This is a genomic window from Paenibacillus sp. PCH8, from assembly GCF_002968835.1.
In the GTDB taxonomy this organism is placed as follows: Bacteria; Bacillota; Bacilli; order Paenibacillales; family Paenibacillaceae; genus Paenibacillus.
Genome location: NZ_PKQK01000003.1, coordinates 930,182 through 948,286 on the forward strand (window position 1 = coordinate 930,182; position 18,105 = coordinate 948,286).

At 39.5% G+C, this 18,105-nt stretch carries 10 protein-coding genes and 2 pseudogenes; 4 read left to right on the forward strand and 8 right to left on the reverse strand.

All coding sequences use genetic code 11. The features are described 5' to 3' along the window. Nucleotides 1–132: 132 nt before the first annotated feature. Nucleotides 133–1,723: pseudogene (locus C0Q44_RS21545) on the forward strand (catalase). 652 nt (nucleotides 1,724–2,375) lie between these two features. After that, a complete protein-coding gene (locus tag C0Q44_RS21550; protein WP_105409262.1) occupies nucleotides 2,376–3,752 on the forward strand; it encodes a right-handed parallel beta-helix repeat-containing protein in 1,377 nt (458 codons plus the stop codon). Nucleotides 3,753–3,890: 138 nt separating this feature from the next. Here the strand turns inward: C0Q44_RS21550 and C0Q44_RS21555 are convergent, their stop codons facing one another. Next, the gene (locus tag C0Q44_RS21555; protein ID WP_258166467.1) at nucleotides 3,891–4,175 is read right to left on the reverse strand and encodes a DUF6809 family protein; all 285 of its coding nucleotides are present in this window, start codon (nucleotides 4,173–4,175) and stop codon (nucleotides 3,891–3,893) included. A gap of 267 nt (nucleotides 4,176–4,442) precedes the next feature. Between C0Q44_RS21555 and C0Q44_RS32035 the strand changes: the two are divergent. Beyond that, nucleotides 4,443–5,347 (forward strand): annotated as a pseudogene (locus C0Q44_RS32035) (IS30 family transposase). Between the two features lie 277 nt (nucleotides 5,348–5,624). On the opposite strand, the gene C0Q44_RS21565 reads toward C0Q44_RS32035, so the two are convergent. The 7 genes from C0Q44_RS21565 to C0Q44_RS21600 all read right to left on the reverse strand — a co-directional run bounded on the left by C0Q44_RS21565 (nucleotide 5,625) and on the right by C0Q44_RS21600 (nucleotide 15,937). Continuing rightward, on the reverse strand, nucleotides 5,625–7,490 hold the full coding sequence (locus tag C0Q44_RS21565) for a serine/threonine-protein kinase (RefSeq protein ID WP_219845191.1): 1,866 nt from the start codon (nucleotides 7,488–7,490) through the stop codon (nucleotides 5,625–5,627). Between the two features lie 2 nt (nucleotides 7,491–7,492). Then, nucleotides 7,493–10,372: an SMC family protein gene (locus tag C0Q44_RS21570; RefSeq protein WP_105409263.1), complete on the reverse strand. Its 2,880-nt coding sequence runs from the start codon at nucleotides 10,370–10,372 to the stop codon at nucleotides 7,493–7,495. 45 nt (nucleotides 10,373–10,417) lie between these two features. Then, on the reverse strand, nucleotides 10,418–10,993 hold the full coding sequence (locus C0Q44_RS21575; protein ID WP_105409264.1) for a hypothetical protein: 576 nt from the start codon (nucleotides 10,991–10,993) through the stop codon (nucleotides 10,418–10,420). Beyond that, nucleotides 10,990–12,243 (reverse strand): hypothetical protein, encoded by a 1,254-nt coding sequence (locus C0Q44_RS21580; protein ID WP_105409265.1) that lies wholly within the window; start codon nucleotides 12,241–12,243, stop codon nucleotides 10,990–10,992. Before C0Q44_RS21580 ends, C0Q44_RS21575 begins: the two co-directional genes overlap by 4 nt. 1,267 nt (nucleotides 12,244–13,510) lie before the next feature. Then, nucleotides 13,511–13,930, reverse strand: coding sequence for a hypothetical protein (locus C0Q44_RS21590; protein WP_105409266.1), 420 nt, complete (start codon nucleotides 13,928–13,930; stop codon nucleotides 13,511–13,513). Between the two features lie 21 nt (nucleotides 13,931–13,951). Next, a complete protein-coding gene (locus tag C0Q44_RS21595; protein WP_105409267.1) occupies nucleotides 13,952–15,067 on the reverse strand; it encodes a WXG100 family type VII secretion target in 1,116 nt (371 codons plus the stop codon). Between the two features lie 498 nt (nucleotides 15,068–15,565). After that, nucleotides 15,566–15,937 (reverse strand): hypothetical protein, encoded by a 372-nt coding sequence (locus C0Q44_RS21600; protein WP_105409268.1) that lies wholly within the window; start codon nucleotides 15,935–15,937, stop codon nucleotides 15,566–15,568. Between the two features lie 1,586 nt (nucleotides 15,938–17,523). On the opposite strand from C0Q44_RS21600, the gene C0Q44_RS21610 reads away from it, so the two are divergent. Next, nucleotides 17,524–18,087: a DUF4879 domain-containing protein gene (locus tag C0Q44_RS21610; protein WP_105409270.1), complete on the forward strand. Its 564-nt coding sequence runs from the start codon at nucleotides 17,524–17,526 to the stop codon at nucleotides 18,085–18,087. Nucleotides 18,088–18,105: the final 18 nt, after the last annotated feature.

Here is an 18,105-nt window from a genome sequence, read left to right on the forward strand (position 1 = left end):
AATTTAAGGGGCGCTTGGATAGGTTTTTCAAAAGGTAGCTTGGATGTTCGTTGGTTGCCACCATGTATAGAACCTGCCCACAGGGAAAATATATACAAGAATCCACTATAAGGAAAGGCGGTGCTCCACTCTATGGATAAACATTCTTCACCATCTGAGCATTCCCCAGACCCCTCTAGCGAGACATTAACGGATCGACAGGGTCATCCCATCACGGACAATCAGAATGTACGAACGGTTGGCAGTCGGGGACCGACTACGCTGGAGAACTATCACTTTCTCGAAAAGATCACTCATTTTGACCGCGAACGGATTCCAGAACGGGTCGTTCATGCCCGCGGCGCTGGCGCTCATGGCGTATTTGAAGCGTATGGAACGGCCGGGGATGAACCGGTATCGAAATACACACGTGCACGTCTGTTTCAGGAAAAAGGCAAAGAAACGCCCGTGTTCGTTCGCTTCTCGACCGTTATTCATGGTGGTCATTCCCGGAGACGCTGCGGGACCCGCGCGGATTTGCGGTTAAATTCTATACGGAAGATGGCAACTGGGATCTGGTAGGCAACAATCTGAAAATCTTTTTCATTCGCGACCCGCTTAAATTCCCGGACATGGTACATGCCTTTAAGCCCGACCCGCTAACCAATGCACAGGATATGGAACGATTTTTCGATTTTGTCTCACTCAGTCCTGAAGCTACACATATGGTCACATTCCTCTTCTCTCCATGGGGAATTCCTGCCAATTATCGGCAGATGCAAGGCTCGGGTGTCAATACATATAAATGGGTCAACCAGGAAGGCAAGGGCGTACTCATTAAATATCACTGGGAACCGCTCAATCAAGGCATACGTAACCTGCTACAAAAAGATGCCAGCGAGATTCAGGGCCAGAATTTCAACCATGCGACATTGGATCTGTATCACGCCATTGAACAAGGAAACTATCCCGAATGGGAGCTGTGCGTTCAGGTGATGGAAGATGGCGAGCATCCAGAACTGGACTTCGACCCGCTCGACCCAACCAAGTTGTGGCCACAGGATCAGTTTCCTTTTCTACCCGTGGGCAAAATGACGTTGAACCGTAATCCCGAGGATTATTTCAATGAAGTGGAGCAAGCGGCGTTTGGTACAGGTGTCCTGGTGGATGGGCTGGATTTCTCAGATGACAAACTGCTGCAAGGGCGTACCTTCTCCTACTCGGATACCCAGCGTCACCGGGTGGGTGCAAACTACCTGCAACTACCTGTCAATGCAGCAAAAACCCGTGTTGCGACCAATCAGACTGGTGGACAGATGCAATATGAAGTGGATCGTGCCCCGGTCAGAATCCGCATGTGAACTACGAGCCTTCGTCGCTCGGTGGGTTAAAAGAAGCAACCCCTCGTGGCAAGGATCATGAACCACTGGTGGAAGGCCGACTTGTCCGCGAGAAGATTGAGCGTACCAATGACTTTGGACAAGCGGGTACTACGTACCGGGCGTTCGAGGATTGGGAGCGAGATGAGCTGATCAGCAACATGGTCGGCGCGTTGGCACAATGCAAACCGGATATCCGGGAGCGTATGATCTCTTATTTCACCCAAGCGGATGCAGATTACGGTCGGCGTGTCTCTGAAGGACTAGCTTCTGTGCCAACCGATGATAGTACGACAGTCCAACCCAAGCATGAACCAAGCGTGGAGCAAGCGAAGAAACGTAGTCGTGAGACGGATGGTTATTAAGGTGGACGGACAGCGTTTGGATCGCTGAGTCTTGACGTTGGTTTAATAGAGGACCGTGTTTGGATCGATAAGTCCGGTGTCAGTTTAATTGAGGACCGTTGTTGAATTGACCACGTTGTTGAATTGATCTGTCTTGTAATGAAGGACCGTTCTCCCATGGATCAGAGAATTTCGTATTGAACATCGCCCCATTAGTCTGGTTGTCTCTGGCAGCCGCTATGGGGCTTTTCCTTGTTTGATGGTTTTTTCGTTGAATGGATGGATCATACTGCCTCATTGGATGCGTTTTGCTCATTTTTTTGAATATGCGGAAGTTCATTTGGGTGGATTAGGGGTGAGTATCATGCCTTGGACGTTGCCAAAAGGGGCTGCTCTACGTTCATTTCAGATGATTCATCGTTAAATCAGGGCTATTAGCCAACGGTAGGATTACATGTAACCTGTGAATAATAGGCTTAGGAAGCGGCCACACCTGACAGGCCTGCATGTAGCCCCATCTGATCAAATGATTATTGATGATAACGTTTACAACATTTACCATTAAGCTGTGCCGTACAGATGGGTTCCATCCCAGAGTGCTTATCCCGCTCATCCACCTATCTGACGCACAGCTCACTCATTCTATTCCCAATTAACCAAGGAGGTCTACGTAATGAAATTATTCCCATCCACATCAACTCATGTATCCACACGATCCAAGCACTCCCTGAAAGAACGTTCCCTCAAATCGAAAATGACCCTGCTCTGTTTGAGTGCCGCGTTCCCTCTATTATTGATTGGCGGTGGATCGGTTGGTGCGGCGGAACTGATCGAGAGTAGTTTGCAAAATCAATCCGAAGCCGTGGCTGCCTCCAATGTGGCACTTGCTGCGGGTGATCTATATGTCGCGCCTAACGGCTCAGCCAGCAATCCGGGAACACTCAACAGCCCTACGTCACTCGCTAACGCATTGACCCAGATCGCCCCAGGCAAAACCATCTATCTACGCGGTGGCAACTACAGCTTCTCCCAGACCATTACCATTGAACGTGGTAACAGCGGCACATCGGGACAACGTAAAAACCTGGTGGCGTATGGATCGGAAAAACCGGTCTTTGATTTCTCGGCCCAAGCCTTCGCTTCCACCAATCGGGGTTTGCAAATGTTCGGAGACTACTGGTTCGTCAAAGGGCTTGAGGTGAAGGGTGCAGGCGATAACGGCATCTTCATCGGAGGCAGCTACAATCGCCTGGAGCAGATTGAGGCTCATCACAACCGGGATACGGGCATTCAAATGGGACGTTATGCTTCCACATCCGCCAAGAGTGAATGGCCTGCGTATAATGAAGTGATTCGTTCCTACTCCCACAACAACTATGACCCGGATGATGGCGAGGATGCAGACGGTTTTGCCGCGAAATTGACGGTAGGGCCGGGTAATGTCTTCGACGGTTGTACTGCGGCCTATAACGTGGACGATGGCTGGGATCTCTATAGCAAAACAGATACAGGCGCCATCGGCGCGGTCACGATCCGTAACAGCATCGCCTACGGTAACGGTGCAACATCAGACGGTACTTCTACCTCCAACAGCGATGGTAACGGCTTTAAGCTCGGTGGTGAGAAGATTGCCGTGAACCATATTGTGGAGAACAACATTGCGTTTAATAACAAAAAGCATGGCTTCACCTACAACAGCAATCCCGGTTCGATCCAGATGAAAAATAACACCTCCTGGAACAACGGGCAAAGCAACTTTGCCTTTGATGTAGGCACCCATATCTTCACCAACAACCTGTCCTTCCAAGGCGGCGCCAGTGACAAAACAAGCGGAACCGACGTCAGCAGCACCAACGTCTGGTGGAAAAACAAAAAGAGTGTCAACGACAAAGGCCTGCTCGCCAGCGCAGCCGACTTTGTCTCCCTCGTGCCTTCGGTAACACGTAGCGCGGATGGAACGCCTGTCTTGGGCAATTTCCTGAAGCTTGCGGGTGGCAGTGATATGGTTGGATCAGGTACGCCATCGGGTACGAATATTGGTGCGCGGTAAGTTGTAGTTATTGAGATAAAGGAATCATTTAAAAGCAAAATCCCCTCCCCCATGCCAGTCTAATTGGTGGTAATAGAGAAGGGGATTTTTGAATTGCTTTGTATTCTCTGCTGGCTTATAAGGCAGATAGATAAATACTTACGTTCTGGCTAAAACCTCAATCATCAGTCTGCCGCCAGTGCGAAAACCCTGCTCAAACGCTGCTTCCACATACATGGAAGTGGACTGTCCGATCAAGTCAATCAGTTGTTCCAAAGCATCGTATTCGTTCTCGGTAAGCTGTGTTTTGTAGTCCTGCATTAGATCCGATATCTGACGATTGATCTCTTGATACTCGGCTTGCTCAGGATAAATCGACTCGTCCAACCGCAAGTTCCCGTGAAACAAATCCTCGATCAGGTTTGACATGTTATCCTTCATCATAAGGTCACCTCATGAAGATTTTACATCAAGGGATGAGGTGAGATGGGGATTTAGCGGGAAATGCGCTATAAGTGATTGTTTTTGGTGCAATAACATTAATACTTCTATAGGACAAAGGCATGTTTTAAACACAAATAGCTACCAAGTGCAGGTGAAGTCGAATGTGTATGGTGGGACAGTTAAAACTTTTTTATTAGACGGATTGTCCCATGGCCGGATTCGTAGAATGAAGGGTCCTACGCCACATTCACACAAGGAGAATCCACCATGAGCTACAGACATCCTAGCAAAATTGATCGCACAAGCCAAAAATCCTACACAGGCAAGGCCAAAGTTCACGAGCCATCGCAAAAGAACTGGGAAGGCATCCGTCAACGATTTGCTGTGAATTGGAGTGAAACGTTTTATCGCTTCCCTATCAGGACGAAGAAGCTCAAGATGCTTATGGGGAGCGCCCTAAAGCTTCTTTCTCTCCCGGTAAATGGTCAAACAAAATAGCTGTTTCCTTAGAGGAAAAGCCCCAGGCGACGTGGTCTCTGGAGCAAATCACGGAACGTTTCCGTATCCAAGGACTACCTTTGGTCTCTTTAAAACCTTGTATGGCTGATTCTACGCCAGACGCCCAATTCAAGGTACTTTACAGGTTCTCCGGCAAAAGGGAAGCGTCTGAAACCCGCAGAAACCAGCGGTACATTCGCCATCGGTAAATCGATTTCGGGTCGCCCCAAAGAGGTTCGTTCTCGTGAAAACGTTTGGCCACTGGAAACGGGATACTGTCGGTTCGGGTCGTCGGAAAAGTAGGGGGGCGTAGCGATGTTGATTGAACATAAAAAACATCTGTATACCACCATTCTCATGCCTTATCGTACCGCTTTGTCCATGGAGATTGCGCTCGGTGTGGCCATCTCACAGTATCCCACAGCTACCTTCCTCACCGCCACGGCTGATCGGGGAAAGGAGTTTACATGCTATGCCAATCTGGATACAAGTCCTAACCTACACGTTTATTTTGCTAATCGTATTCGTCTTGGCAGCGCGGTTCCAATGAAAATGCGAATGGTTTGCTTCGACAGTTTTTTATTAAGTCACCGATTTCGCTCAAGTGAAGGATGAAGAACTCCTCTGTTCACTAGAATTGATTTAATCACAGACCACTAAAATTCTTGGGTTAGAGAACCGCTCACGAATCTTTCACAGATGAACTGTCGCACTTAATTTGCAAACTGTCATTAAAATATCTATTTATAATCATACGGGTACGGATTACCTTTTCAATTGAGCTTTTAATTTTCAAAACACAGTCCAAGGCTGTGTTTCTGATTCCTAAAGCTTATTGCGAAACCAAGTAATCCACATCTATCAATGACTTGTACTGTAGATCAACAACAAGCTATTGCAAGTACAGCAACTTTTCTTTGGCTATCTGTTGGGTATTTCGTGAATATCACTTCAATAAGTATAGAATTCAGCCAGATCCTCTTCAAACTCTGATACCGTTTGATAACGATTTTTCCGTATATCCATTGCCTTCGTTATTACTTTTTGGCATCTCACTTTTACATACTTTCTCTTTTTCGGGGGCTTATTACTTAGCACGTTATATAGTAACGCTCCAAGTGAATAAATATCTGATAAGTTCGATGAATCAGCCAAGCTATTTAATTGTTCAGGATCAGTGTAATCTTCATGTCCATAATCACGCTTTGATTTACCAGTAAACAGTGAAAGAGATTCAGGATCTTTTGCTAATCCGAAATCAGCGATTCTCACATTCAAATCGTCCTCTGTCTGATAAAGCAATATGTTCTTGGGAGCTAAATCCCGATGGAATTTCCCTTTTCCATGCATATACTTTACTCCAGATACAATTTGTTTAAATATTTCAATCCTCATCTCCTCAGATGCATCACGATTATTTTTTAACCAATCATGCAAAGAACAAGTAGCCAATGGCATAGTAAACCAGAAAGGAGAACTCTCCATGTGAATTTTCTCTACTTTTACTATATTATCATGCTGCAATTGTTTGGTTAGTAATCTAACTTCTCTTTTAAATCGCAGTATACATTCCTCTCCGTCATTACCATGTCTCTGAATAAAGTAGCTTTTTGGGAAGAGTACTTTACATGCGAGAAACTCATTTACTTCTGGATCAAATACTTTATAAACTCTTGCAAATGCACCCTTACCTATTTGATCCAAAACAATCAACTCAAATTTAAGCTTTATATTATCTGCTTTTAATAATTGATTTTTTATAGTAATAAGCAATTGTTTAATTTTTTTCAAGGTATATAGCTTTGCATTAATAAATTCACCTTCTTCAAGCTCCTTTATCAAAGTATCATACAACATTACGAATTCTTGCAATAGATCATGGTTATTATGATAATCCTGAACTTGTACCTTAAGTGAAATGATACTGCTTCGAATATCTCCTACAAGTTCTAATGCTAAATCTGCTTGGTCATCAGACTTTAAAAAGTTAGATAAATGAACAAACTGTTGATGTAATTCTTCTATTGAAGAGATAGCTACTAAAGAATAATCTAAACTACTGTTGATGTCTGGAAGAAGAACCGTATCTAGCTTTTCTATCGTAGTTAATGATAAAAGTGCAATTTCTTTTTTATACTTTGCTAATATCTTAGACTGACCCCACATTTGATTCGATAAATGACGAATTGGAACTGTCCTACCCTGCTCTTTTAGATTAAAGTAATGTGAAATTCCAAGAATAATTGATTTGAATTTCTCTAGAGATGTGTGATCGACGATCTGTGTGCCTAACTCATCTGTGATAGCTCCATTATCAAGAAAATCAATGAGTTTTAATCTTATAGCAGTTGAATTAGATAATAACTGGTTTACTAAACTCCTTATCAAATCAAGCTCCAATGCAATATCGGGCTTCTTTTTTGAAAAGAAATCTACTGCTCTAGGGTCAAGAAGAACAAATGAAGGTAACCAATCGTTGCCTTTTCGAGGCCGCTGGTTCCTGAAAGTAACTTGTATAATACCGTCCACTAAAAGAATCTCTAAAGCATCACTCAATTCAGGCCACGTGAATTTTCTTATACCATTATCAACAAAAGGTTTATATTGTTTCTGGCCTTTAGAAAGAGTATTCACTATGTATTCCATGACAACCTTTTTCCCATGCGGCTTGTTAAGAGAGGCATCTATCCCACTAAAAAACCGACCAAGTGCTATCATTTTGACAGGGAAAAGATAACCTTTATAAATTTTTTCCAATTGAATACCGGGATGATTTTCATCAATTGTGAAATTAAGATTGAAATTGCTTATATTCACCACTAACTCTCCCTTCTGGATTCGAAGATAGGATTATCAGCAAATTTCTGTCCAAGTCGAAGTTTTGAAGTAATAAATGCATGGTTAATCCAGTCAATTGATTTTAAACTTTCTGATACTTGATGAGTTATGAAATACTGAATATTTGATTTTTGCAGTATTGTGCCGATTTCATTTGCTCGAGCATCATCAACACGTGAAGTAGGCTCATCCAAAAACATGAGACTATTTTGAGTTCCTTCTTTTTGGTTACTAACTGCTGCAAGAAGTAACATAATGCTTATTGCTGCACGTTGACCAGAAGAAAACTCAGGGTCATCATAATGCACTAACTCTTTTCCATCAAATCCTATCTTCATTTGGATTTTCCAGTTTAAATAACTCGGCCCCTCTTGTTGAAATTTCCCTTCGGCTTTTGCCCCTAATAATTCAGCCATAGACTTAAACTCATCTATATATTGCGACATTGTTTCTTGAACATGATTTTTTAAAGCTATCTCTGCTAATGCTAGTTGTGTCTCCCAATTTTCTCGATCTTCTTTTGCCAAATCATAAGTTTTAATTAAAGAGTCCACTCTCCTTTTTTGTGGCTCTACCATTGCAATAATGCCTTGATCGATTTTATTGTTTTTTTCAAAGTACTCTATATTTTCAGTGATGTTCTTTACTGTATTCTCTAATTCTTCTACACTCCATTCTATCCCATCATCTCGCAAAAAAATATTTTCTTCGCATATTTCTACCTCAATGAAAGCTATTGCATGTTCATCAAAGCCCATACTTTGCAACTCAGTAATTGATTTACTTAAAACAATTTTACAACTCCCGATACTTCCTCTATATCCATTTATTGTTCCGCCTACATCATCTATCTCTTTTTTTAGAGCTATCATCTCTGCATTTTTTTGAACGAGTTCTTTTTCTAATCCAGTAATCAAATCAAAAAACTTATCTCGAAGCTCATTTGCAACTTGATAATTATTATCAGCTTCCTCCATTTCCATTTTTGTTTGAGCAAGTTCTTTTTCTAGCTTTTTATTCTCGTTCATCAAATGACGTGAATTAAGTAAATGTACCTGATTATCAATCCGTTTAGAATAATCACTAATCATTTTCTCTATATTTGTTTTTTTATTTTGTATTGAATTCAACTTAATTAATAAGAGCTCGAGCTCTTTTTCAATCTGCTCTTTATACTTCTCTCTAGCAAAATGTCCACATACCATTTCTCTTACTTTCAGAAACAGACCACCATCTTGATCCTGAAGCAATCCTTTTTGAGTCAGACTTTTATAACCGTCCTGTAAAAGTCGATGTCCTTCTTCCACACTTTCAACCAAATAAATATTATTTAAAAAATCTAAATATCCACCAATCTCATTCTCGTTGGTAATTTCAATTGCATTTCTCAGAGCTATAAAATTCCCGTATATTTTTTTGGTTTTTATAGGTTTTTCACTTGCTCGGCTTTTTGAGACACGTGCGCCATATTCACAGATTTCTTGAATTTTTTTAGCTTGGAGATGGAACTCTACTGCAGTAACTATTCTATATCTTTCACGCCCTAAATAGGCTTCTATAGCAGAAATCCATTTCTCGTACTCGGGTTTAATTGAAATATTATCCGCTAAAATTAAGTAGGGCACTTTTTCACTTTCTAATGCATCCTTAAATTGCATAACCCAAGTAGGGAACGTGCCCTCACCTTTTTTTAGTAGTTTGAGCGCATTCATTAAATCCCCTTTGCTATTTCCCATTGTTTTACAATCGAAATTCACTTCATGAAGAATATTTTCAACCTCTCCCAACTTATTTTTCAATAAAACTATATCCTCCCTTTCTATGCACTCTATCCGCTTAATTTCAGCAGCAAGTTTTTGAACTGACTGAGCTACTTTTTCGTAATTACTTTGTTTGACTCTTACATCTTCATATGCAAAGTTTATCTCTTCTTTTAATTCTTTTTCTTTTTGTTTTTCTTGTGATAACTCTATTTCTACAAGGTGGAACCCTTCAGCTAAATCGACTTTATATGTTTCTAAATTTTTTAGTTTAAGTTCTTCTTCTATTACTAATTTTTGTTGTCGCTCTAGCTCATTTTTATTATTCCAATATTTTTTTTTATGAAATAATAAATTCATTTTTTTAAGTTTAATTTTAAGCTTTTCATTCTCTTCGAATTGTAATTTTTGGCTTTCATATTCTACAAGAGTTTTCTTGGCGTTAATTAAATCCTCAGAACTTTGAAGTTCTAAATTTTTCACTTCTTTTAACTTTTCAGAAGTGCGATCGTGATCTGCCTGTATACTCTTTTGTCCTTTAATATCAAAAATAAGTTGAAATAAACGATTCGAGTCCATTCCAACTACATTTTGCACATCTTCCGGTTTCATTAACATTAATTTTCTAAACGCGAAAGTTAATCCTACTGCCTCTAATTTTTGTAGATATTCTCCGTATTTAACTTTATTTAACTGATAAGCTTTGGGATTTTGCCCTAAATTAGTAATGTCATAAAAAGCACCATCAAACATATAATACTGGCGTTTACATTCCCCAGAAGAACGATCAAGTCTTACACAAACTGTAACTATTGTTTCTTTAAATCCTAAAGTTAAAAATGGTCTATCTTGGATCTCACTATTCCAAAATGAAACTTGAACGACAGACCAATTAGAAATTTTATTTATGTAATGGTCCATAGCACGATTATACTCAAACTTGGCATCGCCTAATGCAATTCGAAGCGCATCCATCAAAGTCGTTTTACCACTACCTGATGCACCAACAAAAGCATTTACTTTATTATGAAATTGATATGGAGTAGCAACCGTGCCAATACGACCCCAGTATGCTGTATTAAATTCTTTAATTGTAATCAAAGAAGCACCTCCAATAATTCGAATTTTATTCTATGTTTTATCTTACTAGTCGTGAAATCCGAACAAGGTTTCTAAACTAGCCTTGGCTAGGTCTGATAATAAATCTTCATGTAACATAAACATTGATGGCCCAGCTAAGTAAACATTTTCAGCCCTCTTCTTTATCAAATACCCATGATTTGTTAGTACACTAAGAATAGTCTCCATCCTTTGTTTAGAAGTTGGAATTTTAGGGGAACGCGCAAACTTGTACCCAAACTTCTCATATATTTCTTCAAATGATATAGCAAGTGTTTGATTGAAATTTACCTGTCCGACTCTTTTTGGAAGAAGTAATTTAGCGTATAATATAAGAATTAAAGCTAAGTGAGCTCCTTTTAAAGATTGATTTCTTTTTCTAAATGCTGAAAAACTATCATATTCCTGTTTAACTCTTATTACATACCAAGGGCATTCTGGGCGATCAATAAGATCAAATCCTACCCAAGCAAGTTTATCCTGAACTGTTCTATACAATAAAGAATCGTTTGCCAAGATTGGCAGTTCCTGTTTATCTACCCAACCGTAATATAAACGTGTACAAATTGCCTTGGCTTCATCTTCAATATCAATGATAGTCATTCACATTTTCCTCTCTCATCTATGTCTTTAATTATTATTGAAATTTCCCCCTCAGTTATACTTTGTATAAAGCCTTCTTCAAATTCAAGAACGTTATCTTTCAAATTTATATCAAATGAGTTTTCACTAATATCATCCAAGTCGTATTTCAAAGTAGTTAATAGTCCTGTACGAAATACAGTTTCACCATAATTATTTTTAATCAAGATATCTTGTAATGGAAATGGGGAATTAAACATTAACTTCGACATTATTTCTTTATGAAACAAATTACTGGCACCTTCATAATTCGAAACTTCATAACGCCTTTCTACAATTTCAGTAATAGGAGGCGGTGGAGATAGCTCCTGTGTTTCAGGTTTATTCTCCAAGTAGTTAATAGCCTTTCTGTTCAATTCCTCACGGCTTAAGAAACTAGGCTTACGTGGTGAAGAAAAGTTTTTTTGAATTAAACCCGCTAATAAATCTAAAGGTGCTTCATGTAGAAATTCTTCTACCTGCTCAGGCGTTAAATATTGGCCAAAAGACCGAGCGTTGGCCTGTATGTCTTGCTGAATGAATTCATGTAACTCTTGGCTCAATTTCATTATCTCTGCCAAAAGTCCTCTTACTTCTGTAGTTTGAGTATAATGGTATGAGCTCTTATTTATTTTTTTTAATCTATCCTCGATCTTCCCAATAGTTTCATGGAAGTCTTTACCTTTGATAAGTAAATTTCTCCCTTCCACTGGTGACCTTTGTTCCAAACAATTTATAAATTCAGTTTTAATTCTTCTCAATGTTCCAAAAGCTATTTGTAAGCTTTCTGTTGATGTTTCTTCATCAACTCCTGCAATCTCATCCAAATCGCTTACTGCTAAAGAAAGAGCAATTTCCCGATTAAAACTGTCCATTTCTCCAACAAACACGTTGAATAAAAACATTAACATATGGCGCATTCTTTCAGGAAATTGATATCTCACCCCATTGCTAATAATCCATCCGTATTTGACAATTGTTTTTATGACCTGATTTCGAGTATCAATATTTAAATAACTCAATGCTTGATCCATTTCTTCTTTAGAAAATATTCCATCTGTTTCTCGAGCTAAAGTCCGTATAGAAGATAAACACAATGTTATTTTTTCTTTATCACGTGTCGTGAATATACGAAATAATTCATAATATTTTTCTATTTCTTTTGCTTTAATGATATCCGTATGAGGTAGGTTATAGTCTTTCTCTGAATCCGAAGAAGTTACCCCGTCCATGCTGATTCTCCCTGTTAATAGAATAATTTATATAGTTTTAATATCTCGAAAAATTTTCTGTTTCTAGAACAATCTTCAAAATACTAAATTCGACATAATTCCCTTCTAACCTCCTAAAAAATTAAATTTCATCATCCAACAATTCTTCCATATCTATATTTCCGTATTTAACTCACTAAATAATTAACTATATTATTAATTCCAGCGCCTCATCAAACATCTCGTTTGTACTTGACGCAGCAGACTACTCTTCCTATGGTTGAATGAAAACATACGTACCGTCAGATGGTTCTTCTGAAAAACCAAAATTTAGCGGATCAAAGCTTCCGAGGTCCTTTACATCTGCAATCTTATGCTCTGCCATATAACGTACCATTCTCCTCTGGCCATCTTGGCCCGGGTTGCCTTTTCAATGATCTTCCCCTCGATCATCTGTCCAAACACACAAGTGATAAACCGAATCTCTTAACTCAGAAAAGGATGATGTTTTTGCTTTACTCTTTTGAAGCCACAACACCAGGCGCCATATATTGATACTGAATGCCCTCATAGGCGTAAATTCCTTGGTGTAAGATTGTCCTTTAGATTCATATTTCGAATCTGTCCCATATTCAATTCAGCGATCGCATACAATTCCACAACGCTTTGAGTTCGTCATAGGTTAACTTTTGTAGCAAACTCAGTAGTTGTTCTGACCCGGTCATAAAGTGCGGAATCTGCTCGCAAGCAATACTATCCGTGTCGATCTTTCATCTTTTTAGCAGGTGAATTAATAATCCGTATCATGCTGATTCATCCTTAATCCACAGTAGTTTTGTCATTATTCCTTTTATAAGAATGGTTACTTGAATCCAATGTCAGAGCACATTCATTCACATCGTGGTACCTTTGAAAAGAACTAAAAAACGAACAAACCCGCCCACTAATGGCATGGCTTGTTCGTTACAAATCGAAAGATGAATTGATTTTTAAATACGGATCAGGAATAAGTTAAACCCCATTTTTTTCCTCTGAAGTGTAACATTTCCTAGGATTGTCCTTAAATTTGACTAATAGAGGATACTGTGGCATTTTACTTCGACGAGCAGTAATGCTAATAATATCGGTTTCATTCATACCCTTTTCAACGGTTTAATTACGTTTTTAATCCCTCTTCAAGGTTTTTCATATCCTTTTTATGTGCGCCATACCATGTGACAGAAACTATGACTACTAATGTGATTAAATCAATGATCCTTTAGAAAATTCATCTCTATTCACCCTGACGTTATCCTATATTTCCAAAATCTTTAACATGCTCAATCTTTTGAGCAAAATCACAAGCATGTTGAAAGTCTTCTTTTGTGTAAAGTTCAGTTAAAGTATTCGCCTCTTCCTGCCAATCGGGACCAAACTGTAAAAGATAATCCGTGAACCATTCATAGTAGGACGGGTTGGTTGGATTCAACAGGATCAATCTTTGATACATCTTCATCACACAAGGAATCGGCAGAAAGAAATGTGTAATCTCATAATTAATCGCTTCTAGTAAATGATCAGAATCGTTTGTATGATCTATCTCGGATATGAGTTGATAGGACAGAGAGTCTACGGTCTCTCTCGTTGTTTTTAATTCTGGCTGATCAAATTTCGACCAATCCTGGTCAATCAACTGATGCAGCTGTTCTACTCTCTTTTGTATAGTCAAGATTTATGTTCCCTTCATATTTTATTTGGGATAATAGGTAGAAACCCTTAAAGTTCCATCTGGCGTTTGTGTTACGGTATAGCCCATCGGTTTATCATTCACTTGGATCGTTCGTTCAATGGTTTTAGGGGGGCTGGGGAAATCAATGTTAGCCTTATTGGCTAACTGCATATCTTTAAGTATAACGGATTCAATCTGATCCATGGTGCCAATATCTTGAGCATTGCCTGTTCTATGCCCACTTCCACGATAACCATGTCCACTGTTTATTTCCACTTTGGTTCCTTCTACTTGGAATGTGCGTTTTAGAGCGTCACCTTCACCTTTAGTTCCACTTGGTTGTAGTTTAACTTCACCCATCACACCTGAATCTTGATTCGCTTTCTTCGCTTCAGCCTCTTCCAAATTCTTTTTAATCTTCGCCACAGCTGGATGAGAAGAAGGTAAGCGAAACGGCCCTTTGCCACCCGGCATACTTCCGCGAACCATCTGAAATGCCATAAACAGCTGACTGAACTTCAGAGAAGTCAACATCATCTGAGCATACTTATCGGATACGGGCTCGCCTGTGAAGGGATGAATTCCATTTTCAAAGGCTTTGATCTGCATCGCATAAATATCTTCTCCTGGCGCTTCAGCATCCGTAGCTTGCATCCGATTGATATCCAAATGCCCCTGATCCTTCTTATATGCCTGAAGGGCTGCCTGATCCGTAACACCATTCTCGTTCACAGGCATCCACATCAACTTCCCATACACATTGACTTGTGCCATCCGATAGCCCTTATCATCTGAACCGGCATAATATCTCGAGGTCTTCTTCATCGCTACCGCGCCAACAGCACCAACAGCACTACCCAGACTCACCTTCTGAGCATCGACATTCTCAAATCGCGTGGCAATATCCTTCAGTTCCTTAGAGATGTTCACCATACTTTCCAGCGTCTTCTGCAATACAGGACGTGACCGCGCAAACTCATCATAAAATCGCTCCTGCGTCACACCCAGCCACATCTGCTGAAGGAACATGATCTGTCTTGTGAGATTCTCCCGTATATGCTCCAACTGTTGCCTCGCCTGATCCACCTGATTCGATACGTGATGTAACTGTTCAGGGGTAACTTTAATGGTATTCATCCATTTTCACCGCTCATCTAATATATGATACAACTATGTTAGCAGAAGTTTAATGGCAATTACATCCGGCTAACCTCCTGATTTCACTGCATGAATCCACGCTCAGAATGATTTATATCCATGCTACAGTCCTAACTTACTTTCAGATCCCAACTATTGAGACTTAAAACGATAAAGCCAGTCCATCTATGGACTGGCTCATTGGTTACCACTACACTTTTGAAGGATCATCAAGGGTATATGAATCAGGAGTAAGCTCCACCCATTGCTCTTCCCTGTAGCCATATACATATTCCTCCTGGGGGTTGTCCTTTAATTTGACGACTACAGGATACTGTTTCATTTTACTGCGACGAGCGGTGATGCTAATAATGTTTTGCCCCCTTATAACCATGCAGGATCATATTGCAATAGGTACTCTTTCATAATATAGGGATGAGGATTGATTGGTTTGGCTACAAGTCTATGAGTCACCATTGGTTATTATGCTAAGCCAAACTATTCTTCAAACAGCTCAAAAATATATTGATAGGATTCTTCTATTGTTTTTTCATTATTGTAAACATCAGTAAGAGCCTCATTAACAGACATATCAAAATTATTGTATCCATCTGGAATAGGATATGTCTCTACAGCAGACCCATCTTGTACTTTATAAATCATTGATGCATCAAAGTTTCCGTTATACATCCGGTTTAAGATAGAAACTGTTTTTTCATTGTAAAAGGTTGGGTATGAGAGCGGATAGTTACTGAAGTTATTATAGTCTCCTCTCGATTCTAGCATCTTCAAAGTATATTCCTCACTCAAAATATAGTTCACTATTTCTAATAATATGTCTCTATTGTTACTTTCTTTTACGACTGCCAATGTGGACTGTCGAATATTTTGTATCTCACTTCCATCTCTAGTAGGTAAAAAAGAAATTATTCTTCACAACACTGCGTTCAATCCACCAAAAATCCACTCTAAGATATTAAAATATATCATGATGAAAGACAATGTTAGAGATATTGAGAGTACAATCAAAAGGTTTAGTTTTCTCTTAGGAACAATAAATAGTAAAGTAGTGATCATGATTAGATATATTCCCATAAGTACTGGAATCAAATAATAATGCTCGTGTTCGGGCAAGTACGCGTTTCGTAATTGATACCCTTCGGACATTAAAACAGTAATCGGAAGGGATAAAATTATACTCGATACGACTCCATTACCCCGCGCATACCACATTACATAAGCACACACCGGAGATACTAATGCGCAGATCCCCCAAAACACAATTTCTTTAATTGGAAAGAAATACAACAAAAATACCGTATAGAGATAGTAAACAGTTAGCAATGACGAGAAAAAGAAGCATATCTTAACTGCTGCTAATTTAGGAGAATAACTAAAAACCGATATAAGGGTTGCAACAAAAATCCAAATACCTAGACGTCCACCGATGTCATCAAATATGGGGTTAATCCCCTGGGTATCTACGAGTTTTGCCGCTACACCCAAAATCCCCCAATAACTATAACGTTCACAATCGAAAGAGCTTTTTGTTTAGTGGTTGATTTATTTTCAATTCTAATTCTCTTCAACTTATTATGTATTTCCATTTAGACCCTCCTTTTTCCATAATTAATACATATTTTAACACAAATGATTTTGTTTTTTATAATTTTGAGACATTTCCTTTTTCTACAAAAAAATCACACATTCCTACCAGTTGGGATCATACACTTCGCCAAAAATCAATAACCCTGGTAACACATCTGCATTCAACAGAGTGTAACCAAGGGTATTTTTAATATTGAATGTTATACTCTTCTACTATTCTCAACGCGTACAATCATGCTGCCCAATCGTCAGCAACATTGGTCTGGTTTAAGTCCAAAATTGTGTGTAAATTCTCCTCAGTTAAAATAGGAGCAATCTTTTATCCCTACAATGGACTGGCTTCCTGATTAACACAACCTTGAAGAATCATCAATTCTTCTGGGTATTATGGATCAGGAATAAGTTAGCGATGGCAAGGACTCTTTTGCTCGGAGCGAACTTTCGCCCGGTAGTCGCCAAAGATCGTTTGTGTATGAATAAACTTGACTTATACCAATGATCAGGTGTACTATATGTTTGTATAAATGGAATATATTACAATATAAATATTTATTTTGAAATCAGTATACCACTAGCTAAGATATCAATGCGTTTAAATGAGTTTTACATTTTGTCTGCAACACATAACCATTGGCAGGCATTCATTTTACATATACATTCCTACTTCATAGAGTTTTCTAGCCTGTAGAGTTCTACCTCCTTTATTTCTGTTTCAGTAAAGAAAAAAGAGGAAGAACCATTTTCATAAGAGAGGAGGGCAAGGGGCTTTAATCTGCAAGCAGGTCTATTTGTCGTAACCGCAGTTTTGTAAGAGGATACCCCTAATAAGAAAGGTGGAATTTATTGCTATGAGAAAATTGGTTAGTTTAGCTCTTATACTTGTTCTAGTGCTTTCGTTTAATGTAGCTGCCTATGCAGACGGTGATGTGACTCAAGCCAAACCTTTGACAAAGGAAGAAATTATTAATTCCAAAGAATTCCGTGAAGCTGTGAAAGCAGCTAAAGCTGAATTTGAATCACAGAAGGCTAATGATAAGGGTGGTCCGGTTCTGTTTGCGCCTGCCCCAAAGGTATCTCACATTAATGTATACGGTGTCGTATCTCCTAATGGCGGTCAAGAAATTTACGGCTTCAATAATAACCCGCTCTCCACGACCAATGATCACGGTGGGGCTTGGGTTCAGTGTATTACGTTCCAGATCGGTTATGACAGCAGTCACTACGGCACACTCGCCGGCAGTACTATGACTAACAACTGGTCTGAAGCTATTGATTTGGATGGTGATCGTACCATAGATGCTTGGGCCCATTCTTGGGTTTATGAAGGTTCTAGTACAGGCGGACAATTTGTAGGTACGGTCTATTCCATTAATATTGCAACAAAGTGGACCGCTTGGATTAATGTTCGTTAACAGGAAGGATGTAATATG

Bases quoted from the DNA above. Each gene is read 5' to 3' on its own strand.
- C0Q44_RS21550 (WP_105409262.1), top strand. From the start codon at position 2,376: ATGAAATTATTCCCATCCACATCAACTCATGTATCCACACGATCCAAG.
- C0Q44_RS21555 (WP_258166467.1), bottom strand. From the start codon at position 4,175: ATGATGAAGGATAACATGTCAAACCTGATCGAGGATTTGTTTCACGGG.
- C0Q44_RS21575 (WP_105409264.1), bottom strand. From the start codon at position 10,993: ATGACTATCATTGATATTGAAGATGAAGCCAAGGCAATTTGTACACGT.
- C0Q44_RS21580 (WP_105409265.1), bottom strand. From the start codon at position 12,243: ATGGACGGGGTAACTTCTTCGGATTCAGAGAAAGACTATAACCTACCT.
- C0Q44_RS21595 (WP_105409267.1), bottom strand. From the start codon at position 15,067: ATGAATACCATTAAAGTTACCCCTGAACAGTTACATCACGTATCGAAT.
- C0Q44_RS21610 (WP_105409270.1), top strand. From the start codon at position 17,524: ATGAGAAAATTGGTTAGTTTAGCTCTTATACTTGTTCTAGTGCTTTCG.